This window comes from Mucilaginibacter sp. UYNi724 (genome assembly GCF_054057495.1).
Window position 1 is genome coordinate 19,500 of sequence record NZ_JBSRZI010000004.1, and the last position, 21,975, is coordinate 41,474.

A 21,975-nucleotide genomic window follows, 5' to 3' on the forward strand; every position below is an offset into this window, starting at 1 on the left:
TCTATATGATTGTCAATAGTCTATATCTCTGGTTAAAATTTCACGTTTAAGTTAAAGCCCCAGCTTTTTCTTGATGGTAACGAGCCGTACTCGAGGCCTTGTCCGTTACCATTGTTGTAGTTACTATCCGGGTCAACATTGGGTACGTTTTTATGGATGATAAACGGGTTACGGCTAACCAACGCTACAGACATATTTTTGATACCCCATTTGGATGAAACCGCGCTCGGGATATTATAGCTTACCGTGATCTCGCGCATTTTGATGTAGCTTGCATCGTAAATAAACGGCGTTGCTACACCATTGCCATCGCTGTAGTAATTAGCCCAGTATATCGACGGATCTACAGCCTTGGTATTTTTAGCGTAAATAGGCTTGCCTGCACCATCAACACCTGTTTGTACCACGCCTTGAGGAACGTAGCCCCTAACATTACCTGCGGCTGTCCATTGCTCAATGCTCATACCAGCGGTTTGGCGTGCTTCTTCTGATGCGATCCACTCGGCCCTGCCCGGTAAGGTTATTAAACTGGCGCCACGTATAACGTTGAACAAGTTAGTCATTGAGAATAAACTTGCGCCATGTTTAATATCCACCACGAAGCTCAAACCAAAGTTTTTGTAGTAGAATGAGCTGCTTAAACCACCCGTCCAGCTCCAGGTGCCTTTACCAAGCACTTCGCGGTCTACCGTTTGCATCGGCGCAAGGGTAACCGGGTCAAGTATGGCGTTTCCCTGGTCGTCTTTTTGGCCGCCGTAGCCTAATATAGCGCCATAAGGTGTATTTGGCCTTGCCACAACAGATGTTCCTAACCAGCGCGCGTCAGATAGCGTCAGATAAGGGATACCATCAGCAAGCGATTCTACATTATTGATGTTGCGTGCAAAGTTCACGTTAAGGTCCCAGCTAAAATCTTTGGCCACAACAGGCCTTGCATTCAAGGTTACCTCGATACCTTTGTTGCTAATAACCCCTGCATTTACCAGGCTTTGTGTAAAGCCCGAGCTTAGCGGGATGTTTACGATATTGATCTGGTCCCTTGATTTTGAGGTGTAGTAAGTAACATCTAAACCTATCCTGTCGTTAAAAAACTTCAGGTCGGTACCTACTTCAAAAGAGCGTGTACGGGTTGGTTTAAGGCCATCGCCCGGCGGTTTAATGGTTGTGCCGATACCACCCAAAGCTTGCCCGTTAAAGTTTTGCGGGTTAAGGGCGTAAACTAAGTTAAGCATGTATGGGTCGGTGCTGCTGGCAACTTCCGCTCCCGATACCCTAAGCTTACCAAATGAAAGTACCGATTTAGGGATATTAAACGCATCTGTAAACACAAAACTTGCTGATGCCGATGGATAGGTATAAGCATTTTTACCTGCCGGCAATGTTGACACCGCATCGCGGCGAACAGTTGCATCTACATACAAAAAGCTTTTATAGGATGCTGTTAGTAAACCATATACCGATCTTGTTTGCATCTCGCGCGGAGAAAGCTGCGTAATGGTTTTATCAGCAAAACTGTTTGAGCTGATAACATCGGTTGCAACCATATCAATATAGCTGCCGGTATAACCCGGTGCCTGGCTGCGAGATAAACTTGCACCTAACCTTGCAGATAAGTTGATCGTTTTAGTTACCTGTTTCTGAGCGGTTAATAGCATATCCGCTTCGGTAGTTTGTACCTTTTGATTAGTAGTTTCCAGCCTGCCGGTTAATGACCCCGGCGTTGTTATCGGGCTAAATTTCTCATAATCGAAATAGGTAAAATCTGTTGAGGCACGGCCCTGTAAGTTTAGCCAGCTGGTGAAAACATAGTTGGCCTGCAAACCGCCTATCATACGGTTCTTTTTGGTGCGGTTGCTCATCTCGTTAATTACCCAATATGGGTCAAGCCTGTACTGGCCGCCACCCCACTCTACGTAATTACCTTCAACGTCTTTATAGCCTGTTTTAAAGTAAGCCTGGTCAACATTATTAGCAAGCCCAATAAAGTTGTTACCGATGTTACCCGGGTCATCTGCTAACGATGGGCGGTTTTTAACGTTCTCGTTCATGTACATCACCCTTGCCTCTACGGTTAAATTCTTGCCGAATTTAGAGCTTCCGCTAAAGTTAAATGTGTTACGGCGTATGTTGCTGCCGGGAATAATATCATTGTTACGAAGATCTGAGATAGAAAGGCGGAAGTTGCCTTTATCGCTTGAGTTTGATAAAGCGATGGTGTTGGTAAAGGTTGAACCAGTGCGGAAGAAATCCTGGATATTATCTTTCACCAGTGCATACGGCCGATAAACGCCATCAAAGCCGATTACCTGCAAATTTGGATCGAGGCGCGGGCCAAAGTTATTGAACAGGGTGTTTTTTGCCTGCGCAGCATCTATCACCAATTGCTCGGAACTACCTTGCCCGTAAATAAACTGGTTGCCATCTAAAGTGGTTAATTGTTTTTCTATAGATGACGTGCTGTTAAACTCGATACCTAACTCTTTACGCTGGCCGCCTTTTTTGGTGGTGATCAAAATAACACCATTACCTGCGCGGCTACCGTAAAGCGCCGAAGCCGAAGGACCTTTAAGCACGCTTATTTTATCCACATCATCGGGATTAATGGCCGATATCGCGTCGCCAAAATCCTGGCCACCCGAGTATTTGCCACCGCCCACCTGGCCGTAGTTTGAGTTATCTATTGGTACGCCATCTACCACATATAATGGCTGATTGTTACCTGTAATGGTTGTGTTACCACGAATAATAACCCTTGACGAACCCGCCGGGCCGCCTGCAGTACTGTTGATAACCAAACCGGCAACTTTACCTGCAAGCGAGTTCATGACGTTGGTTTCGCGGGCTTTTTTCAGGTCGTTACCGTCTACCTCGGCAAAGGCATAACCTAATGCGCGCTGCTCGCGTTTGATACCCAATGCCGTAACTACAACCGTCTTCAGTTCGGTGCTGCTCAGCTTTAAGTTGATGGTTACGTACTTAACATCTTCACTTACAATAACAGATGATGGCTCGAAACCCAACATCCGGAAAGTTACCACATCGCCGGCATTCGCCTCGATTGCAAATTCGCCCGCGTTATTTGTAACTGCGTTTTTGTCATTTTTGGCATTCACCACCGTTACCCCCGGTAAGGGTAACCTGTCCGAATCCAATACCTTACCTTTCAGCGTAAAAGCTACAACATTGGCATTGGTTTTAAACGCCTGGATCATCACCGTTTCGCCGGCAATTTTATACCGCACGTTTATCTGGCTTGCCAAAGCTTCAATAACATCATTCAATTGCTTGTTGGTTACCTTAAGGTTTATTTTGCGCTTAAAGTCCACATCTGCAGGATTGTAAGAGAAATGCACTTTGGTAGCGTCCTCTATCTGCTTAAATACTTTATCTACCGGCTGGTTTTGCCAGTTGAAAGAATAAAGCTCTGCCTTCGGTGCCGACTGAGCGTACGCCCCGGTATAAATAACCAGGAACACTGCCCCGAGCATCCTCAGTAACATTTTCGAAAAAAAACGTTTAGCGGGTAGGTTTTTTAGCATAGTTTAAATAGTTTAGGGGTGGGTTGTTTAAGTATAGTTTAGTTTTTAAAATAAAAGTGTTATAGTGCTGCCATCGTGCTTGTAAGTGAATTTGTTTACAAAGCCAATGGCATCAAGCACATCGGTTAAGCTTTTATTGTTAAACTGGCCGGTGAACATAATCTTATCTGCCTGCTGCTCATCAGCTTTGATGTGTACGCCGTAAGTATTGGCAATTTTGGCAGCGATATCACTAAAATCGGCATTGGTAAATATCAGCCTGCTATTTCTCCAGTTTTGGATTTCAACCTGGTCAAAGCCTGATTTTATAAAGCTGTTATCACCCTCAGCTAAAACAACCTGTTGGCCGGGAATCAGGATCTGGTCGGCAATTTTTGATTTTGCATGGGTGGATTCGACTCTAACCTTACCTGTAGATAGCATTACACTTGTTGTTTTTGCATCGGCATAACTGCTCACTTTAAACGAAGTACCTAATGCCGTGGTAGCAGTTTTATTGGTGAGCACCACAAACGGGCGGGTTTTATCTTTGGTGACTTCAAAAAATGCCTCGCCTGTTAAAAGCACGTGGCGATTATTCTTATTATAATCATTAGCTATTTTTAGCGAACTCGATCCGTTTAGCGTTACTGTTGTGCCATCGGGCAAAACCAATATTTTACGGTTGCTAAAGGTAGTTTGACCTACGGTATGATAGTTGTTATTGGTTACCTGGCTATATAATACCGCGCCCGAAACAGGTGTAGTGTATTTGTATAAACCATAGCCAATGGCAAGCACTAATAAGGTAGCGGCAACGGCAACGCGTGGCAGCCATAAACGGCGAACATTGGTTGCCTGTGTCGATTTTGTTTTAAGCTGTTCGGCTGCTATGGATGCTTTTAGTTTAGCAAGGGCCTCTTGTTTTTCTTCTTTATTTATCTTGATGCTAAGCAGCAGGCAAAGTTCGCGGGCATCGGCAATTTTCTTTTTTAGCAGTGGTTGTGTTAATATGACGTTTTCCCAGTGCGCTTTATCGGCATCGTTAAGGTCATAACAATAATTAATAAAACTCGTATCCGTTAAAAAATCCTCGATATTAAAATTTAAGTAGTCCATTAAGTTGGTATTTGCACACAAGTGCGAAAGAATATTTTTTTTTACTAATACTTTTTAAAATTATTTACAAAGATTTTATATACCTTCATCATTAAGTTAACAAACGGATGTAAACCGCTTTGGGATCAAATAGATGAGCATTAAAACAGAACGCGTAAAAAAAAATTGGGGGTTGCTTGTACAAGGCGATCAGCAAGGACTTTACGCCTGTTTTGATATTTTTTATGACGACCTGTACCGCTTTGGCGTTTGCCTGTACAAAAATCCCGAATTGGTAAAGGAAAGCATCAACAACCTGTTTATTGAACTTTGGAAGATTCAGGACAAGCTATCGGCCGTGCAAAATGTACAGCAATATGTACTTACCATATACAAGCGCATCCTTTACAAAACTTACCAGCAATACAGCCGAGATACTTACACCACCACCTTAGAAGAAGCCGAAATAGAAGCCGGCGCAGCCGAACAGCCTTACGAAAATATTCTGATTGCAAGTCAGCAGGACGAGATCACCAAAAAACGCCTTCAAAAAGCCCTAAACCAGCTTACTCCCCGCCAAATTGAGATAGTACAAATGCGCTATTTTGACCAGATAAGTTTCTGCGAGATAAGCGAGCGCACCGGCCTTACCGAGCGCACCATTTACAACACCCTGCATAACGCCATTAAAGTGCTGCGCGATGTGTTTTTGCTGGCAATGATCGTAAGGTTATTCGTTTAACACTTCCCTACCTTTTGATAATAATGTATATTAACTTAGTGGATATTATCATAATTAAAATATATACTGCCATGCGTTATTAAACTGAAAATAAATTATCTTTAGCTCACTAAGCACTTTACAACAATTTCTTTTGAAAACTATTAGCCGACGAGATTTTTTAGGCAAGGGCGCTATGCTTGCAGGCGGCACCTACCCCGCCATGATGGCTTTAGGCTTATTGCGCCCCGCCCCTGCACATGCTTTTAACTTAGAAGGGAATGGTAACGGCAAACATGTTGTGATACTTGGGGCCGGTTTAGCAGGCATGACCAGCACTTACGAACTTACCAAACTTGGCTACCGCTGCACTATATTAGAGGCCCGCCAACGCACCGGCGGCCGCTGCTGGAGCATCCGGAATGGCAGCACCCAAACAGAAACCGACAAACCAACCGCTACAGCAAAGCTCGACGCAGGGCAGTACTTTAACGCCGGTCCATCGCGAATACCGCACAACCACGAACTTACCCTGCATTACTGTAAGGAACTCGGCGTGCCTATCCAGGTATATAATAATGTAAACGAAGGCGCGTACTACTTCGCCGAAGGCAAAGGCCCACTCTCCAATAAAAAGATAAAGGTACGCGAAGTGCATAACGATATCCGCGGGTACATGAGCGAGATGCTTGCCAAAAGTATCGATCATGGCGGCTTGGAGAACGCACTAACAAAAGAAGATGCCGAAAAGGTGATCGAGTATCTTAAAGCAGAAGGTGGTTTGGATGTAGACAAACTATATAAAGCATCGGCACGGCGTGGCTATACCGAAATGTACGGCGCAGGCGATAAACCCGGCAAAATTGGCGAACCGCATAAATTGGCAGATTTGATCCACTCCGGCTTGATGGACCCAGATTTTTATAATGTTGCCGAATACACCTACGAGTTGCAAATGACGATGTTCCAGGCGGTTGGAGGGATGGATAAGATAGCATCGGCTTTAGAGAAAAAGATAGCCCCGTTTTTAAAGACGGGTGCAGAAGTTACCGACATTACCAACCTGCCCGAAGGCGTAAAAGTTTTATATACCGATGCTACCGGTCAACACGAACTAAACGCCGACCTGTGCATTTGCACGCTCCCCCTGCCGGTACTAAGCAACATCAACCACAATTTCTCGGGCGACGTTAGCCGGGCGATAGATTACATAGGATACATACCGACAGGGAAAATTGGACTACAGTTTAAACGCCGCTTTTGGGAAGAGGACGAGCACATTTACGGCGGCATCACCCACACCAATAACGACCTTACGCAGGTATTCTATCCATCGTATGATTACCTGGGCAAAAAGGGAATCCTGATCGGTTACTATAATTTTAATGAGAAAGCGCAAAAAATTGGCGCCCTAAACTTTGCCGACCGGGAAAAATTCGCCCTTGAAAAAGGGAGGCTGATCCATCCGCAGTACGATAAGGAGTTTGAAAGCTCTTTCTCGGTTAGCTGGCACAAAACCAAATACAGCCTTGGCGGCTGGGCACTTTATAATACAGATACCCGCAAAAACCAATACCCGGCTCTACTAAAGCCAGATAAGCAGGTTTACTTTGCGGGCGAACACCTAACCTACTTAAATGCATGGATGGCCGGCGCGTTCGAGTCGGCACGGAGCACGGTGGCTGCCTTGCATGCAAGGGTAAGCGGGCAACAAGTACAATACAAGGCACAACAATAAAACAGAAAACTAAAAAACTAAAATACCTTCACAATGGCAAACTCAATTAACCGCAGAAACTGGATCAAGTCCAGCGCATTTGTAGCCGGGGGACTGGCTTTTTGTTCGGGCACCATCAGTAAGTTATCGGCTATGCCTAAACGTATTCTAAAATCGCCGCGCGCGCTAACAGATCGCGAAGTGGCGGCAGCAGCCCCATTTGACCTGAAGGCAAGGCTGCTGGCTAATGAGAACCCTTTCGGCCCCTCGCCTGCGGCTAAAAAGGCCATTGCAGATTCGCTTGATAAAAGTTATCAATACCCATTTATGTTGGGCTCACAGCTATCGGGTAAAATAGCGAAGTACGAGGGTGTGGCAATGAAAAACATTATCCTTGATTCCGGATCTACCCCGTTGCTGCACGCCGCAGCTATATGCTATACCAAGGGTGGCAAAAGCGTTATAACCGGCGACCCCTCATACGATGACCTGCCCACCTACGCCGAGGAGTTTGACGGCAAATGGGTTAAAGTGCCGCTTACTGCCGACTATAAGTTAGACCTTGATGCCATGGAAGCCAAGGTGGATGCCAATACCGGTATGGTTTACATTTGCAACCCCAATAACCCTACAGCTACGGTGGTTGATACCGAAAAGCTTAAAGCATTTTGCGACCGTGTATCTAAAAAGACAATGGTATTTGTGGATGAGGCCTATATAGATTACCTGCCCGATCCACAAAGCACCACCATGATCAGTCAGCTGAAGGCCGGCAATAACATTATTATAGCCCGCACCTTTTCTAAACTTTATGGCTTTGCAGGTTTGCGTTTGGGTTATGTGATCGCGCAGCCTGAAACCATTAAAACATTGAAACAGTACGGAAGCGATGGATTTAACATAAGCAGTACAACGTTAGCTGCCGCTGTAGCCGCTTACCAGGAAAAAGACTTTTTAGCCGAAACCCTGAAAAAGACCAACGAATCTAAAGAGTATCTGTACTCCGTTTTGAAAAAAGAGGGTTATACCTACATCTCATCGTCGGCTAATTTTGTGATGTTCCCGATAAAAATGGATGGCAAAAAATTCAGCACCGAAATGTTTAAACGGAGCATAGGCATCCGCGACTGGAAACTGAACGGCCAGGATTGGTGCCGAATAAGCATAGGCCGCATGGACGAAATGGAAGCCTTTGCCGCCGCATTTAAAGAAATATCTTAATTAAAAAGAAGCAAGAGTTAAGAAGCAAGAGCCAAGACAGAAATGTTAAAAGGTCTGAAATCATACCTCTGCTATCTTTACTCGAAATTAATATGCGTAAACTAACTATAACACTACTACTTGCGGGCCTTGCGTATTGCGGCAATGCACAAACCGTAACACCAAGGCCGCTTACCATGGCAGAATATGCCAAGGCGCAAACTTTCACCATTGCCGACCTGGACAAGGACACCTACGTAAAGTTTGAGAACACCTACGTGCTTGACAGGTACGAAGGCCGCAAACCCTACTTTATTACCGGCAGCGATGGCTTAAAAAAACGCATCGATCTGTATAAATTGGTCGCCAAAGAGGGCATGCAAGAAATTGGCACCATGGTTTTCTACACCAACGAAAAGGGGAAATTATACAAAGTCCTCGTCCCGGATTTTACGGCAGATGCCAAAGTGTGGGAAAAATACTTCGAGGATATCGATAACATCAACAAAGTAGAAACCAATTTTATCCTAAAGCTATCATACATCCTGTCGAAAGAGCTTAGCTTTCAGCAATATAAACTACTAAACGGCGGCAAGGATATGAAGGATGAATCTGCTACCTATGGCAATGATATTTGTTTCCCGGGTGATGAATTGGTAACAATGGCAAACGGCGCTAAAAAGCTTTTAAAAGATGTTAGAAGCGGCGATGAGGTAATTACCATTGACCCTGCAACCAAAATTGCATCTGCCGTAAAAGTTAAAGAGCTTACCACCCACGATGCTAAAAACTACGCTTTAACAAAGCTGGTGCTTGTATCGGCACAAACAAAAGGCAATAACATTACCCTAAACAGCAAAGTATTGCAAGCTACGCCAAACCACCCTATGCTAACCAAACAAGGCAACCAAAAAATTGGCGACATAGAAATTGGGCAGCATGTACTTTGCCTTAACGATCAAACCGGCAAGTACGAAAGCTTTACCGTTCTGTTAAAAACAGAGTATGCCGGCGGCACCCAAAAAGTTTATAACATTGTTGCCGATGGTGGTACAACTGTAATTATGAATGGCGTTATGGTACTCCAGAAATAAGCTCAATGCTTTATAAAACAGGAAAGGGCTTATTTAATAAGCCCTTTTTTGTTGGCGGCAGTAACACATTTGTGATTGTTCAGTCTTAATTATATATCCACACTGCTGATATTTAAAAATCAGCAAGTGAATTTTTGTTGCAATTTGGTACACTTGCCAAATATCTACTATTCTACGTATGACCAAACCGGCACCGTCTATTTATAATTTACATTTCGCGCTGGTTTGTTTAAGCTCGTTACTGTTTTCAGCAAGTTTTAATATGTTGATCCCGGAGTTACCATCCTACCTTACCAGCCTTGGCGGCGGCGAGCACAAAGGCCTTATTATAGCACTATTCACTTTAACAGCGGGTATCTCGCGCCCTTTTAGCGGCAGGTTAACAGATACTATTGGCCGGGTGCCCGTAATGGCTGTGGGTTCTGTAGTTTGTTTTATTTGTGGTTTTTTGTACCCTGTATTAAGTACTGTTTCGGGTTTCCTGTTTCTTAGGTTATTGCATGGTTTTTCCACCGGTTTTAAACCAACGGCCACCGCGGCTTATGTAGCAGATATCATTCCCCGCGAACGCTGGGGCGAGGCTTTGGGGCTGCATGGCATTTGTTTTAGCACAGGTTTAGCTATCGGGCCGTTTATTGGCAGTACTATCAGGCTATACTTTTCGTTGAACACCCTTTTTTATACGTCATCCTTTTTAGCGCTCATGTCAATCATCATCTTGATGAACATGAAAGAAACACTAAAGGTAAAACAGAAATTCACCCTGTCCATTTTAAAGATCTCGCGTAAGGATATTATCGCGGTAAAAGTTTTGCCTGCCGCTATTGTTACCTTACTATCATACGTTGCTTATGGCGCGATATTGACTGTAATACCCGATTGGAGCGGCCACTTGGGTATCATGAACAAGGGTTTATTTTTTATGGTGTTTACCATTGCATCGTTGCTTATCCGTTTTGGGGCGGGAAGAGTATCTGATAAATACGGGCGTATAAGCGTTATTAAAGCAGGCTTGGTTTTGCTGGTCGTATCACTTATAGTTATCGGGTATGAAAAAACATCCATGGGGCTATTGGCAGGTGGTGTAATATATGGTGTCGCAACCGGCATCCTCTCCCCTGCCCTAAACGCCTGGACTGTAGACATGAGCCAGCCCGAACACCGAGGTAAGGCAATGGCAACCATGTATATTTCTTTAGAAGCAGGGATAGGCTTAGGCGCGTTGATCTCAGGTTGGTTTTACCAGGATGTTATTGGTATGGTGCCACGCATTTTATATGCCACGGCTGCGGTTAGCATGTTGGCTATCATCTACATGATGTTTCGTTCTAAAACATTGCAGAAGCGTAAGGATGATGTACTAATGGAGGCGCAAATTTAGCCAACAACCTGCACAAACCCGCATTTACGGAAATACGGCAACCATAAATAAGCGTCAGCCAACAGATTAGCCGTGGGGATATTTTGGCTTGCACTTAGCGCGGCAATCGTGTCGTATAAATTGAGTTGGCTCTTACATTCCTGCAATAGCAGGTATTGGATTTGAGTGATCTCGTCAAGCACCACCCTGTAATTTTTCCTGCTGATGGCCATGTAGGTTTTTTGTGGCGTTGGTAATTCATATTCCTCATCGCGCAGCACAGCTTCAAAAAATTGCTTCATGGGAAGGTTTAACTCCAGTAACTGTAAACATTCGGGGATGCGGATATTCAGCGTAGTAGCGAACATCTGGTAAACATCAGCCGGGTTGGCATCAACGGCATCATTTTCTGTCCCCCGGGCACGCATGGCAACTTGACGGGCACGTTCAACCCGTGCTAACGTTGCAGGGATGTCAAAAGCGCTGCTATCTTCACCCTCAGGTAATTGCGGTTTGGTTTTATCCAAAAAATCGGGGAATTTTTCGCCAAGATCATACAAAGTATAAGATGTAGACGGGTGGTACATGAGGTAAGCCTTCGCAAAGCTATCAAACAACTCATCCCCCATAAATTTTTTGCTGATGGCATAATCTGCATACATGCAATCCAGCAACCTCATCATGTAGCCGGAGCTATAAACGTTTAAACGGGAATGTACCGAAGCGATATCGTTATCAGTTACTACATCATGTTCGCTCAATTGATAGGTATGGTTAGCGAAGCCTATCTTCTGATTAAGGAAGCCGGGCGCCATCACCACGGTGCGAAGCCAGTTTTGCAGCATTGCGGTATCTTGCTTAACCATTTGATGCCTGTAACTGAAAATCGACCGGGTTTGATACCGGCAAATGTGGTGAGCGGTAAACCCCTTCCTGCGGGATATTTCCTTTTAAAACTTCCTTAGCTTTAAAAAGCTCCTCAAGCAATTCGGGATATTCGGGGATCCTGGCATCCCATTCTAACAAGGTACTTACGCCGCCTGTTAGGTTATATGCCTGGTGAAACAGTTCCCAGACTTTTGATGGAACGGGTTGGTCGTGCGTATCAATCAGCAAATCGCCGCAATCTGTAGGGCCGGCCAGGTGCATTTGCACAATGCTTTCATTGGGCAGATTGTCAATGTATTTCACCGCATCAAAGCCATGGTTATGTGCCGATACAAAAACGTTATTTACATCGAGCAGTAGACCGCAGCCGGTTTCTTTAACCAAGGCAGATAAAAACTCCCACTCGGGCATGGTTGATGCTTTAAATTGCAGATAAGTGGAAGGGTTCTCTAATATCAGGGGGCGCTTTAAATAATCCTGGATCTTTAAAACACGTTCGGCTACATGGTTAAGGCTTTCTTCGGTCATGAGCATAGGTAACAGGTCGTGCGTGTTGGTATAGGCAACTCCTGTCCAGCATAAGTGGTCAGAAATCCACTCGGGTTCAATAGCTTCGGCCAGGGCTTTCAGCTTTTGCAGGTAGGTGTAATTGATTGGGTCGGTACTACCAACGGATAAAGACACACCGTGCATTACCACCGGCACTTGCTTGCGCACATGCATCAACACGTGGGTTGCAAATCCAAAATCATCCATAAAATTCTCGCTGATGATCTCGAACCAATCTACCCCTGCCGGGTTGTTGAGCAGGTAATTAAAATGCTTGTTTCGTAAACCCACGCCAAGGCCCAAATTTGGCAGGCCCAGGCGTGGTGTAGTTTTAATGCTCATGGCAAAATTATTATTTAGGTTGATGGTGGGAACGCCAAACGCAAGTCGCTTGGTTTTGGCTTTTCGGGAACAGGTACGCCGCGTTTTTTCAATACAGCGGCATAAGCATTCCAGGCCACATCATAAACCAGGTCGCCCTGTGCGTAATCAACTATTGCAAATGGCGTTGGTTGGTATTTTGGTTTTGGGCCAAAGTCATTCAACTGCATTTTGAATTCGTTTGGTGGAGAAATAGATGGATACATCTGCGAGGCAGACATAGGCACGGCGCAACCGCCTAAACCACCGCATGCGTTATCTGATGGCGGGCTGTACGGCGATACCTTATCACCTTTAGCCTTCAGGAAAGTATTATTTGCAGACGAGCCGCAACCACCACCGCCACCTGTAGACTGTACAAAGCCGCAACCGCCTTCGCGCTTGCACTCGTTAGAGCTTTTACAAGCGTGGAATAGTTGTACAGGCGCGCAACTTGCAGGGTCTTTTACTATATCCTCGTCAAGGTTTAAGCCCTGGCAGGCGTGGTATAAATGTTCGTTTCGGTTCAAAGGTGGGTAATCCTTTGAGGTTACACCTAACGATAGATCCGGGATCTTGCCAAATACCGCCCAGCAGATAGACAACCTGTCGCCCGAGCCACCCATTGATGGATAAGGGAACGCAGTTTTAGGATTCTGGAAGTAATCGTTTAATACCCTTGTAACACCCGCTATAGCGCCGGTTGAGGCCCGGCTGAACAGATCGTAGTTCTTACCATCGGTATCGTTTAGTTTTAAACGGTTAAGCGCCCCGGCAATATCTCCAGATAATGGCAATTGCGGGTAAAGTGCGGGGTTATAAGCCTTGGTTTGCAGCATTTCTGGCGTCCATTTGTTGCCTTTTGCATGCCACTGGTCCCAGGTTTCGATCTTACCGCTTCTAACCAGCTCTAACACAAAAGCGAAAGTTTCGTAATGGTCCATTTTACCAAAGTGGCAACGGGCCTCCGCTTTAGCCGAATCTTCATCGCCACCTTTGGCATTATATGATGGGTATTTGGCGCGCAGCACCGGGCACTTAGGCTGAAACAGATCCTGCACAGCCATTAAAGTTAACGGCGTTTTTAAATTACGGCTTTTACTAACACGACGCAATATTTCATCAATTACACCACCACCTTCGCCCTGGTCGGTAATACCGTTTATCATGTTCAGTACATCATGCAGTGCTTTTTCTAGATCGCCGGTATTGATGCTGGTTGGCATATACGGGTACTCGTCCTGGCTTGTTTGTGTTGAATCCAGCCTGCCGGGATTAAATACTTCTTTTTGAATGGCGTACTCCAGCTTCCTGTTATCGCCACCTTTAGTTGATACCGCCTGAGATTTTGCCAATCCTTTTTTGTAAACTATCTCCCAAAGGGTAGTGCCGTCAACATATTCAATAGACAGGTAGTTCCATAATTGCAGGTACATATTACCTATAGATCCAAACATCGGTAAAGGCTCGCCTTCTTTCCAGTTATTGTAGGGCGCCTTTTCTTCGTACTTAGCTTTTTTATCTTCGCGGATATCTGCTAATGCAGCTTTTTCTGTTTGCTCGATGGCCAGGAAGAGGTTACACTGATCTTTATCCATTGGCCCCAGTTTTACTTTAATATGGGTACTTTTAACAGTATCCTTAAAATCAAGGATGCCGGGCAGTATGGATGAGTCCGGCGAGTAGCATTTCCAGGCATAGGTTTTCTCGTCTTGCAAAGGCTCGCAGGTAAACTTAGGGTCGTAGCCTACTACTTTCGCCAGGTTAGAGATGATCTGCAGGTGTAGCATTTCGGCAACAAACACACTGAACACCGCGTTAAATGCCTGCTCATTCTCGTTTTGTGGGTGTGCCGATGCAGCCATGCCCGGCCATTTGCGGCCCTCGTAAAAATTGCTGCCTTTGCTGTTGATCTCGTGCATGCCCTGTAGCGAGTAAAGCGAGGTCATATACAGCGGTATGGTAAATAATTCGACATTGACGGCCGACTGCACCATGGCGTGCAGCGCTTTTTCATCAATATCCTTGTAAGATACCGGCCGGCTTGCCAGTCGGTTATCATCAGTAAACAAGAGCGTTGTTTTCATGATAAGGTTAATTTTAGGTTATGGGTTTAAGTTAAGCTATTTTTCCTTCCGAAAGTTTTTTTAATGCGGCTATACCGGGCAGGAACAAATACAAACTGCCATCGGTGCGTATAAAGCGCTCCAGGCCATCTATCTTTTTGTATTGCGGCGGCTTGCTATCGGCATCCAGGTAATCAAATTCGTTATAAGCTTGTATGCTATCATCCGGGGGGCCAAACAATGGTTCGAACCCGCTGCTGTTTGGGCTGGCATCAGGTTGGCGGAAGCTGTTACGTATTATCCAATTTTGCATAATAAATTGAAACTGCGATGCCAGGTTAGCACAGATGAATAACCCCACCAGGCCGCGTTGCGTATCGGGGCATTCATCTTTTTCATAATCGGGGCCATAAGCACCTGCCCTTCGCATAATCCTGCGGCTTTCGGCGTAGTTTGGTGTACCGTCAAGATTATCCTGGTTGCCGGTAACCATATTATCATCTCTTGGGTTGGTACGGCGGATGTGGGCAGCATAGGGGCATAAAGCACCTAATGCATCATTCTGCTTCACCCCTTGCTGGTTTTCGGTATGGTTTAGGTAGTTAAAATTGGTGTAATCAAAATCTTTAAGTTTAGGATCCGGGCCTTCCGGCGAAACTACCAGCGGGGTACCGTCAAACCAGCGCCCGCACATTTTTGCCGCAACAAGTGCGGGACTTATACCCGCTGTTTTATTAATAAAAGTATTAAAGGCTTTAACATCCTGATAAAGTAACCTAAAGGCAGCAAAACTACCGTTTAATATCAGCGGGTGCGCACGGTAATTAGGTACAGTAGCTTTACCATCAAAATACTTGGGGGTGATAACAAAGTTGTAAGGAGGTACAATAGGCCTGTCGTCAACCGTGCTTACGCCAAGCAGCATCCGTTGCGATTTGGTGTTCCATGGCACCTTGCTAAGCCTCGGTTGCGAAAAGCTATCCTTGTACCCAAAGTGTATATAGTTTTGGCCGGTTATTAAAGGGTTTGAATCTTTTGAGAATGCTAAAGCCAAAGCAGGCACATTGTCTTTTACAGGGATCATCCCCAATAATGTGTTGTAGCAGCTTTCGCGTTCCTTATCGCTTTGGGTGTAAATGCTTAATTTAATGTGGAGGTCAGATCCATCAAGTTTGGGGTCATCAGGTAGTTTCCACCCTTTAGATCTTTTCCACCATTTTGCGGGTGCGCTATCTTCCTTGTCGCCTATCGCATCGGCATTGAGAGCAGCACCACCGTCATATAAATTAAACAATGGGAAACTACCGTTTTTCACTGTAGTATAATCATCTTTATCGATCAGCATTTTAAACCCAAAGCTTGTAATACCAATATTTAAGCAATAGGATGGTTTAACCCCGTTAGGCCAGGGCGCGGCCGAAGTTATGTTTAGCGGCGACCCGCTTCCGGGTAACAAATCAGACAAAAATGACTGAGCACCAAGTATGTTATTGCTATCGATAGTAAAAACCAGATAGCGGATGTAATCGAAATTATAGCCCCGTAGTATCAGGCCCTGTATATCGTTAAGTTGCAATGGCGGGGCGGCAGGGTCTGCAACATCATTCAAATATGTACTCATTGTAATTGGGTTTAAACAAGTTAAAAATCCCCGCTTAAGCGGGGATCGGAATGATATTTAGCAGGGTGTTGGCGGGGTTGACTGCTCGTAAGTAATATCAGCCGGCGGGAACGGCCATAAAGCCGGTGCATCGGGATAATTCTGTAGAACCTTGCCCACTGTTAAACCGGGGAAAGTTACACCAAGTGTGTACTTGTATTTAGTATCTGCAGGTATTTTTGCAGATGCAGGGATTGTTGGGTCTGCAAAATTGTAACGCATTAACAGGCAATTGAACGCTTCCGGATTTTGGGCTACGCCACCATTTTCTTTAATAGAGATGGCGGATGTGGGATCTGATGCCGGGAAGATCCCCGTTTCGTCCATTGCATTAACAATTTGATCTAAACCCCAGGCAATAACCGGGTTTGTTACAAACGAACTGATGTAGGGCGCAAAATCGGCATCGTAAAGCGATTGCACCACAAGCAGGTCTTTACCGGGCATGGTTTGGAAACTTGTTACAGGCAGGCCGGGTTGGGGGGCCTGCCCGTCAAGCAAATGGTAAAACATAAAAAAATGCACACCGGTTGCAGCGCGGGGGTCGGTAATGTTTTTAATTTCAGTTTGCAGACTGCTAATAGCCTGGCTTACAACCGCTGGTGATGTTTTCTTTTTAAGCGGCATAAAAAGAAACAGCATGTGCTGCTGCTCGGCAGCAGGGATACTTTTGATAGGGTCCATTGTGATATTGGGTTTAGGTTGTTATACCTACTCTTTTAAAGGCTTTTCGGTAACCGCCATTTGTATGATCATTAATCAAAACGCGTGTACACATATCCCATCCCAAATGCCGGCGTTAGCAAGCATAGATATTTTAGAGCGAAAGCCCGGATCATTCCCAAAAGCTATAATCTCTGAAACAAATCTCAATTATAAATAACGTACTCTATAGGGTAAAAACAGCTTTTTTTGGCCTTAGTTTAAGTGGAAAAAAGGCAAGGTATTAATTTGTATATCCTATTATAAATAATCACTTTCGGTAAAACTTAAATCCGAACACTATGACACTTAAAAAAACCTTGCTTATTGCAGCCGGTGTGGTATTGGCCTTTAGCGCCTGCCAAAACCAACATGCCGATCTACCCGTTAATGCCGGTGGCGGCACCCCGTTCAACTACGATAGCTTGAGCTACGCACAAGCAAAACAGTACGTTACCAATTATGAAAAACGTGCCGGTGTGGTAGATTCGACTTACAAAGACAAAGACGGCAGAATGATCGCAAAAAAAAAGGCGGATTCGCGATGTGTCTGGTTCAGTGCCCAGCGTTTACAAACCCTGCTTGATAAAATCAAAAGCGAAGGTGGCGACGGGATCCGTTTTTATTACGCCACTTATGATAGTATTTATCCGAAAGTAATTGGTAGCAATACTCCGCCGAAAATGTACTGGGGTTACAACACGCTTGTTATGGTGTCTACAAAAGACAGCACCAACCAAAAAGAAGAGAAATTTCACCGCGATTATTTCACCAGCAAAGCTAAAGGGTCTGATAAACCTGTGTTAGGTTTTGTAGTAGGCGGTACTCCTGAGAACCGCGGCGAACTTTGCCCACCGCCAAAAAATTGTAACGATATAGGCGCTTTGCTTATCCCTTAATAGTACAAATGATATTTTTAACCTTTAATACAGTATCAGAGTTTTTATGCCTTGTAACAGCGGTTGTTTTCTTGCGTAAAGAAAAAAGCCTTGCCTGGAAGCTATTTATTCCTTTTTTACTGTTAACCTGTTGTGTTGAGGTAGCCGGCATTTACATCCGCGAAATTATGCAGGTGCGCAACTACCCTATTTATAACCTGTACCTGTTGTTTGAGTGTGGCTTTACCAGCTATTTCTTTTTCCACTTGTACAAAGCATATCGCTACAGGCCAATATGGTTATTTACCTGGTTAAGCTTGTTTACCGTTATGTACGCTACCGACCTGGTATCACATAACGGTAAACTATTTGCCGGGGATACGGCAACGGTAATGTCGGTAATATTTGTACTGGCAAGCCTTTACTTTTACTACCTTAAGCTAAAAGATGAGCATTTTGAACCACTGGTTTACTCGGCACCGTTCTGGTGGGTTGGCGGTACGCTGTTCTTTTATTTTGGCAGTACCGTTTGCAATATTTTTTTTTACTACCTATCTATGTACGAGGTAATTACCTATAGCCGGTCTATGAGGTATATTATTTTTAACGTGCTGGATGTTACGATGTACATTTTCTGGTCATACGCTTTCTTATGCAGATATCTTCAAAGGAAATCATCTCCCTTATAGGGCTTACGTCGATCGTATTTTTAATAGCGCCTTTGTTTTTGATCCTGTATGTACTATCGTATAACCGACGGAAAAAAAGACACCAGGAGGAAACAGTTATGCTTCAAAAAAACTTTGAGACCGAACTTTTAAAGACGCAAATGGAGGTACAGGAGCAAACACTTAAAACGGTTGCTTACGACCTGCATGACAATATTGGGCAGCTGCTAAGTTTAACCACCATCACGCTAAGCTCGATAAACCTCGATGACAATAAAAACACAGCCGAAAAGATAGCTTTGGTAGAAGACCTTACCATGCGATCTATTAAAGAAGTAAAGGCCCTCTCCCGTTTACTGCATGGCGAAGAAATTGTAAGCCGCGGTTTAAAAGCAGCTATTGAATTTGAGTTGGAATGGTTAAAAAGATCCGATAAATTTTTGGTGAACCTTGACCATAACAATGTACCTTTTAATGGCGATACTGCTAAGGAGACCATCCTATTCAGGCTTTTCCAGGAGATTATTAACAATATCATCCAACACGCTAAAGCGACAGAGATAAATATCAAATTAGAAGGAGCCGTAGAAAACTACAATCTAATCATCAGCGATAATGGGATGGGGTTTGATGTAGAAGAGATATTAGCGCGCAAGGCAGGTATGGGCCTGCATAATATTATTAAACGAAGCGGTATGATAAACGGTAACGCTTCTATTGTTTCAACGCCGGTAAATGGCACAACCATAACTATAAACGTACCTTATAAATAACATGCAAACCAATAAAATAAACATTGCTATTGTTGATGACCACACCCTTTTTCGCCAGGGGTTGGCACATTTATTAACAGAATCGAATGAGATAAACGTTTTATTTGATGCCGATAACGGTGCCGATATGATCAAAAAACTTTGCGGTGAAGTAATGCCCGAAGTAATATTGATGGATATTACCATGCCTATTATGGATGGGTATGAGACAACCAAATGGCTTAAGGATAATCACCCGGAGATAAATGTGCTGGCGTTAAGTATGTTTGAGGAGGATAAACCGATCATCGGGATGTTGAAGAGCGGTGCAGGTGGATATATGCTTAAACAATCTAAAGCTGCCGACCTGGTGAGTGCCATTAAAGGTATAGCCTTGCAATCATTTTACATTAACGAACTGGTATCTGGCAAATTACTACGTAATATCCAGAATAACCAGCCGGTAAAAAATGCGCCAATTGGCCTTAACCCAAACGAGTTGAAGTTTTTGGAGCTATGCTGCTCTGACCTTACCTACAAACAAATCGCAGATATGATGAACCTAAGCCCGCATACCATAGATAATTACCGCGAGGCCCTGTTCCAGAAATTTGAGGTAAAATCAAGAACAGGCCTGGTAATATCAGCCCTAAAAAACGAGCTGATAAAAATTTAGTTAAGATGCTGTAACTACTGTTTCAGGTTTTTTGACAGCCGGTGTAGTTTTTGCTTTCGCGATTACAGCCGGTTTTGTTGTTTTTGGGGCTTCAGGCGCTTTTTGCTCATCTGCTCTAACTAAAGTAGCAGTGTCTATTTTGATATCTTTAGCAAATTTCTTAGCGAGTTTTTTGGCTTCTTTCTCAATCTTTTTATCTAATTTTTTAGATGTTACGCCAAACTTAGCGGTTGCTTCTTTTAACTGGGCAACAAGTGTTTGATGTAAAGATTTTTGAGCGTTTTTTTTTGCTTCTTTAACGAGAGGTTTAAGTTTGTTTTTCATGTATCTATCTGATAATATGTGCAAAAGTAGGTTACAGTAAGGTTAATTCAATATTATCATTATGTTAAGCACAAGCAAGTTAGTTAACATTGCATGTTATAACAATTTTTTGTCCTTGCCCTTTTGGTCCAAGTCGGTTATAAAGGTAGTTAGTCTTGGTCAATACATTTAATGATATTGCAGAATCTTTCATGTAACCAATTAACTGTTTAAGTATACCGGGCCCTGTTTAATATTTACATTACCCATATTGGTTATTCCCTAAGGCATCATACCACTATAAAGAGCGCCGAAAGGGTTGCGATGATAACATCCTGATATATTGCCTTAAGGGCAAGGGATATTATATGATAGACAAGAAGAAGTTTGAGGTTACCCCAAACCAATTTTTCCTACTCCCTGCCACCGATGCCTATAAGCGTTTCTGGGCCGATGAGGAAGACCCCTGGACGATATATTGGGTGCATTTTACCGGCAATGATATTGCCAACTTCAATTCATCATTAAACCTTAATATTTTGAAAGGCCCGATGCAGATCCCGTTCAATAACAAGGCGCTGGAGATCTGGCAAAACATTTACCAAAACCTCGAGATGGGCTATAGTATCGAAAACCTGTGCAATGCCAGTTTTTGCCTTTATAATTTGATAGCGACATTTTTATTTCCTGATAAGCATGTAGTAAGCGAGCAGGTTGATGAAGCAGATATTATTACGGCTACCATCATCAATATGAAAAACAACATTGAGAAAAAGATGACAGTTGATGATATGGCCGGGCAGCACAGGCTCTCCAGTTCGCACTTCTCCAGTTTGTTCCGTAAAGCTACCGGCATGCCCCTATCGATTATTTTATCCACCTAAAAATGCAGAAAGCCTGCCAGTTTCTTTACGCCAACGAGGCCAAAATAAAAACCATCGCCATGGACCTTGGCTACGAGGGCCCTTACTACTTTTCGCGGGTGTTTAAGAAATACATGGGCATGTCGCCCGAGCAATATAAACTTACTACCAATGTAAGGTCGCAGGTTTAAAATAGAAGAGGCGGGGAAGTTTGCACTCCCCCGCCTTTTAAACTTCTAACCGACAACGTTTCTTTAGAAGGTGTATTTGATACCTAAACCGCCGTTATCCGCAGCAAAACCGCTGTTGCCGTTTAAAAAGTAAAGTGGCTGCCAATCGGCACTGATGGCTATTGGTGCGCCTTTAATTTTGTATTCCAATCCTAACACACCTGCCACTGCAAACGTTGTGCTCGAGCCGTTATCTAACGAATAGTAGCCCACATATGCTCCTCCACCACCGTACCAACGTAAACCCGTCGCACCTGAAATTTTACCATGGTACTCATATAGGCCGGTGAAGTTAAACTCCTTGCCAAAGCCATCGTTGTTGCGGTATTGGATAATGCCCTCCAGCGCGGCTTTGTCGTTTATGAAATGCTTTGCGGTTAGCGCTATCCCATACAGGAACTTTACGCCTACAGCCGTTTTGTAATAATCATCCTCGCGCATAGCAACGGTGCGTTTTGCGGCCGCGGCTTGGGTGGTGGTTACCCTTGTTTCTGTTTTTGCGGGTGCTGTTTCAGTGTAAGTGGTTTTAGTAGCGACGACCGTCTTTTAGGCTTTGCCTTCGCTTTAGTTTTTTTGCTTTGTGCCGATGCCTGCAGGCTAAGGGCAATAATTAAAATGGATAAAATAGTTGTGATCTTTTTCATGATGTGTTGAGTGATAGTTATGTGTGTG

21 protein-coding genes are annotated in these 21,975 nt (G+C 44.1%); 11 read left to right on the forward strand and 10 right to left on the reverse strand.

Annotated elements, in window-relative coordinates:
- Positions 1–32 precede the first annotated feature (32 nt).
- Positions 33–3,539, reverse strand: a complete 3,507-nt coding sequence (locus tag ACVW0P_RS07500) for a SusC/RagA family TonB-linked outer membrane protein (RefSeq protein ID WP_457131524.1) — start codon at positions 3,537–3,539, stop codon at positions 33–35.
- 45 nt (positions 3,540–3,584) lie between these two features.
- Complete coding sequence (locus tag ACVW0P_RS07505) at positions 3,585–4,637, reverse strand: FecR family protein (protein ID WP_457131525.1); 1,053 nt, start codon at positions 4,635–4,637, stop codon at positions 3,585–3,587.
- Between the two features lie 133 nt (positions 4,638–4,770).
- Between ACVW0P_RS07505 and ACVW0P_RS07510 the strand changes: the two genes are divergently transcribed.
- From ACVW0P_RS07510 to ACVW0P_RS07530, 5 genes are all read left to right on the forward strand, one after another.
- Positions 4,771–5,358 carry an RNA polymerase sigma factor gene (locus tag ACVW0P_RS07510; protein ID WP_457131526.1) on the forward strand — a complete coding sequence of 196 codons (588 nt, stop codon included), beginning with the start codon at positions 4,771–4,773 and terminating at the stop codon, positions 5,356–5,358.
- A 133-nt stretch (positions 5,359–5,491) separates the two neighbouring features.
- Complete coding sequence (locus ACVW0P_RS07515) at positions 5,492–7,075, forward strand: FAD-dependent oxidoreductase (RefSeq protein ID WP_457131527.1); 1,584 nt, start codon at positions 5,492–5,494, stop codon at positions 7,073–7,075.
- A 33-nt stretch (positions 7,076–7,108) separates the two neighbouring features.
- Positions 7,109–8,275: a pyridoxal phosphate-dependent aminotransferase gene (locus ACVW0P_RS07520; protein ID WP_457131528.1), complete on the forward strand. Its 1,167-nt coding sequence runs from the start codon at positions 7,109–7,111 to the stop codon at positions 8,273–8,275.
- Between the two features lie 92 nt (positions 8,276–8,367).
- Positions 8,368–9,348: a Hint domain-containing protein gene (locus tag ACVW0P_RS07525; protein ID WP_457131529.1), complete on the forward strand. Its 981-nt coding sequence runs from the start codon at positions 8,368–8,370 to the stop codon at positions 9,346–9,348.
- Between the two features lie 178 nt (positions 9,349–9,526).
- Entirely contained in the window at positions 9,527–10,729 is a 1,203-nt protein-coding gene (locus ACVW0P_RS07530; RefSeq protein WP_457131530.1) for an MFS transporter, read from the forward strand.
- Here the strand turns inward: ACVW0P_RS07530 and ACVW0P_RS07535 are convergent.
- Genes ACVW0P_RS07535 through ACVW0P_RS07555 form a run of 5 tightly spaced genes read right to left on the reverse strand, consistent with a single transcriptional unit; the run spans position 10,726 to position 16,915 of the window.
- Entirely contained in the window at positions 10,726–11,574 is an 849-nt protein-coding gene (locus tag ACVW0P_RS07535; protein WP_457131531.1) for an HvfC/BufC N-terminal domain-containing protein, read from the reverse strand. The genes ACVW0P_RS07530 and ACVW0P_RS07535 overlap by 4 nt on opposite strands.
- On the reverse strand, positions 11,567–12,487 hold the full coding sequence (bufB, locus tag ACVW0P_RS07540; protein WP_457131532.1) for an MNIO family bufferin maturase: 921 nt from the start codon (positions 12,485–12,487) through the stop codon (positions 11,567–11,569). Before bufB ends, ACVW0P_RS07535 begins: the two co-directional genes overlap by 8 nt.
- Positions 12,488–12,501: 14 nt before the next feature.
- Positions 12,502–14,592, reverse strand: a complete 2,091-nt coding sequence (locus ACVW0P_RS07545) for a ferritin-like domain-containing protein (protein ID WP_457131533.1) — start codon at positions 14,590–14,592, stop codon at positions 12,502–12,504.
- Between the two features lie 31 nt (positions 14,593–14,623).
- The gene (locus ACVW0P_RS07550; RefSeq protein WP_457131534.1) at positions 14,624–16,192 is read right to left on the reverse strand and encodes a hypothetical protein; all 1,569 of its coding nucleotides are present in this window, start codon (positions 16,190–16,192) and stop codon (positions 14,624–14,626) included.
- 57 nt (positions 16,193–16,249) lie between these two features.
- Positions 16,250–16,915 (reverse strand): hypothetical protein, encoded by a 666-nt coding sequence (locus ACVW0P_RS07555; RefSeq protein ID WP_457131535.1) that lies wholly within the window; start codon positions 16,913–16,915, stop codon positions 16,250–16,252.
- A 320-nt stretch (positions 16,916–17,235) separates the two neighbouring features.
- Here ACVW0P_RS07555 and ACVW0P_RS07560 point away from each other — a divergent pair, with 320 nt between their 5' ends.
- Genes ACVW0P_RS07560 through ACVW0P_RS07575 form a run of 4 tightly spaced genes read left to right on the forward strand, consistent with a single transcriptional unit; the run spans position 17,236 to position 19,907 of the window.
- Positions 17,236–17,832 (forward strand): hypothetical protein, encoded by a 597-nt coding sequence (locus ACVW0P_RS07560; protein ID WP_354430961.1) that lies wholly within the window; start codon positions 17,236–17,238, stop codon positions 17,830–17,832.
- 8 nt (positions 17,833–17,840) lie between these two features.
- The gene (locus ACVW0P_RS07565; RefSeq protein WP_354430962.1) at positions 17,841–18,500 is read left to right on the forward strand and encodes a hypothetical protein; all 660 of its coding nucleotides are present in this window, start codon (positions 17,841–17,843) and stop codon (positions 18,498–18,500) included.
- The gene (locus ACVW0P_RS07570) at positions 18,464–19,252 is read left to right on the forward strand and encodes a sensor histidine kinase (RefSeq protein WP_457131536.1); all 789 of its coding nucleotides are present in this window, start codon (positions 18,464–18,466) and stop codon (positions 19,250–19,252) included. The genes ACVW0P_RS07565 and ACVW0P_RS07570 overlap by 37 nt, the downstream gene beginning before the upstream one ends.
- 1 nt (position 19,253) lies before the next feature.
- Positions 19,254–19,907, forward strand: coding sequence for a response regulator (locus tag ACVW0P_RS07575; RefSeq protein WP_457131537.1), 654 nt, complete (start codon positions 19,254–19,256; stop codon positions 19,905–19,907).
- Here ACVW0P_RS07575 and ACVW0P_RS07580 read toward each other — a convergent pair whose 3' ends face one another.
- Complete coding sequence (locus tag ACVW0P_RS07580) at positions 19,908–20,231, reverse strand: hypothetical protein (protein ID WP_457131538.1); 324 nt, start codon at positions 20,229–20,231, stop codon at positions 19,908–19,910.
- Positions 20,232–20,578: 347 nt separating this feature from the next.
- Between ACVW0P_RS07580 and ACVW0P_RS07585 the strand changes: the two genes are divergently transcribed.
- Together ACVW0P_RS07585 and ACVW0P_RS07590 are read left to right on the forward strand one after the other, a co-directional pair.
- Positions 20,579–21,094: an AraC family transcriptional regulator gene (locus ACVW0P_RS07585; RefSeq protein WP_457131539.1), complete on the forward strand. Its 516-nt coding sequence runs from the start codon at positions 20,579–20,581 to the stop codon at positions 21,092–21,094.
- Between the two features lie 2 nt (positions 21,095–21,096).
- A complete protein-coding gene (locus ACVW0P_RS07590; RefSeq protein WP_457131540.1) occupies positions 21,097–21,264 on the forward strand; it encodes a helix-turn-helix domain-containing protein in 168 nt (55 codons plus the stop codon).
- A 63-nt stretch (positions 21,265–21,327) separates the two neighbouring features.
- Here the strand turns inward: ACVW0P_RS07590 and ACVW0P_RS07595 are convergent, their stop codons facing one another.
- Positions 21,328–21,744, reverse strand: coding sequence for a hypothetical protein (locus tag ACVW0P_RS07595; protein WP_457131541.1), 417 nt, complete (start codon positions 21,742–21,744; stop codon positions 21,328–21,330).
- A gap of 38 nt (positions 21,745–21,782) precedes the next feature.
- Entirely contained in the window at positions 21,783–21,947 is a 165-nt protein-coding gene (locus ACVW0P_RS07600; protein ID WP_457131542.1) for a hypothetical protein, read from the reverse strand.
- Positions 21,948–21,975: the final 28 nt, after the last annotated feature.

Bases quoted from the DNA above. Each gene is read 5' to 3' on its own strand.
- ACVW0P_RS07500 (WP_457131524.1), bottom strand. From the start codon at position 3,539: ATGCTAAAAAACCTACCCGCTAAACGTTTTTTTTCGAAAATGTTACTG.
- ACVW0P_RS07505 (WP_457131525.1), bottom strand. From the start codon at position 4,637: ATGGACTACTTAAATTTTAATATCGAGGATTTTTTAACGGATACGAGT.
- ACVW0P_RS07510 (WP_457131526.1), top strand. From the start codon at position 4,771: ATGAGCATTAAAACAGAACGCGTAAAAAAAAATTGGGGGTTGCTTGTA.
- ACVW0P_RS07520 (WP_457131528.1), top strand. From the start codon at position 7,109: ATGGCAAACTCAATTAACCGCAGAAACTGGATCAAGTCCAGCGCATTT.
- ACVW0P_RS07525 (WP_457131529.1), top strand. From the start codon at position 8,368: ATGCGTAAACTAACTATAACACTACTACTTGCGGGCCTTGCGTATTGC.
- ACVW0P_RS07530 (WP_457131530.1), top strand. From the start codon at position 9,527: ATGACCAAACCGGCACCGTCTATTTATAATTTACATTTCGCGCTGGTT.
- ACVW0P_RS07535 (WP_457131531.1), bottom strand. From the start codon at position 11,574: ATGGTTAAGCAAGATACCGCAATGCTGCAAAACTGGCTTCGCACCGTG.
- bufB (WP_457131532.1), bottom strand. From the start codon at position 12,487: ATGAGCATTAAAACTACACCACGCCTGGGCCTGCCAAATTTGGGCCTT.
- ACVW0P_RS07545 (WP_457131533.1), bottom strand. From the start codon at position 14,592: ATGAAAACAACGCTCTTGTTTACTGATGATAACCGACTGGCAAGCCGG.
- ACVW0P_RS07550 (WP_457131534.1), bottom strand. From the start codon at position 16,192: ATGAGTACATATTTGAATGATGTTGCAGACCCTGCCGCCCCGCCATTG.
- ACVW0P_RS07555 (WP_457131535.1), bottom strand. From the start codon at position 16,915: ATGGACCCTATCAAAAGTATCCCTGCTGCCGAGCAGCAGCACATGCTG.
- ACVW0P_RS07560 (WP_354430961.1), top strand. From the start codon at position 17,236: ATGACACTTAAAAAAACCTTGCTTATTGCAGCCGGTGTGGTATTGGCC.
- ACVW0P_RS07565 (WP_354430962.1), top strand. From the start codon at position 17,841: ATGATATTTTTAACCTTTAATACAGTATCAGAGTTTTTATGCCTTGTA.
- ACVW0P_RS07570 (WP_457131536.1), top strand. From the start codon at position 18,464: ATGCAGATATCTTCAAAGGAAATCATCTCCCTTATAGGGCTTACGTCG.
- ACVW0P_RS07575 (WP_457131537.1), top strand. From the start codon at position 19,254: ATGCAAACCAATAAAATAAACATTGCTATTGTTGATGACCACACCCTT.
- ACVW0P_RS07580 (WP_457131538.1), bottom strand. From the start codon at position 20,231: ATGAAAAACAAACTTAAACCTCTCGTTAAAGAAGCAAAAAAAAACGCT.
- ACVW0P_RS07585 (WP_457131539.1), top strand. From the start codon at position 20,579: ATGATAGACAAGAAGAAGTTTGAGGTTACCCCAAACCAATTTTTCCTA.
- ACVW0P_RS07590 (WP_457131540.1), top strand. From the start codon at position 21,097: ATGCAGAAAGCCTGCCAGTTTCTTTACGCCAACGAGGCCAAAATAAAA.
- ACVW0P_RS07595 (WP_457131541.1), bottom strand. From the start codon at position 21,744: ATGCGCGAGGATGATTATTACAAAACGGCTGTAGGCGTAAAGTTCCTG.
- ACVW0P_RS07600 (WP_457131542.1), bottom strand. From the start codon at position 21,947: ATGAAAAAGATCACAACTATTTTATCCATTTTAATTATTGCCCTTAGC.